General features: G+C 32.1%; 1 protein-coding gene and 1 pseudogene. Both read right to left on the bottom strand.

Annotated features, from left to right (window positions below; translation table 11 throughout):
- Nucleotides 1-109 precede the first annotated feature (109 nt).
- A pseudogene (locus KPL55_RS25805) lies at nucleotides 110-286 on the bottom strand (IS66 family transposase); the annotation flags it as partial.
- Between the two features lie 78 nt (nucleotides 287-364).
- On the bottom strand, nucleotides 365-545 hold a 181-nt coding region (gene tnpB, locus KPL55_RS25800; protein WP_216309594.1), incomplete at its 5' end, for an IS66 family insertion sequence element accessory protein TnpB.

Here is a 545-nt window from a genome sequence, read left to right as displayed (position 1 = left end):
TGATGTTTTCTTATTGATAAAGTGAATTTATAGTGGTAATCTGACGTAAATCAGTTACTAGTAATAGAAATAAAACGCCTTTTCAATTAGGTATAATTTGACGTTTAACACCATATATCGGAGGTGTTTTATCACTTGATGCTCCAAACCGCTGTTTTGCTGCATGTAACACCGCTTGAGTGAGAACTTCAACATTATGTTCCAGTAAATCCACCTTTTCCTGCAGCGTTCTATTTTCATTTTCAAGTTGTCTAATACGTTGATCTTTCTCATCTAAAAACTGCATTTTAAAGGCTCCTTTCTGGTTAATCTACTACTTATATTATACCAGAATAACGCCTAGTTTACTAGCTTTAAGGTGATATTAAAAGCTCATATTTTGAGTATTAATATTTTCTGTATGTACCTTTTTCTGATCAATTTGTAGACCCTCTAAAAGCCATTCCATTTGACGTTTTGTTATATCTCTTATTTCCCCTTGATTCTTTGGCCACTGAAATTTCATATCATCAGAAAGAAATTTTGTAACTAGAATAAAGCCATTT

This window comes from Clostridium lacusfryxellense, assembly GCF_018861735.1.
Taxonomy (GTDB): Bacteria; Bacillota; Clostridia; order Clostridiales; family Clostridiaceae; genus Clostridium_AD; species Clostridium_AD lacusfryxellense.
This window is presented reverse-complemented; position numbering and strand designations above follow the sequence as displayed.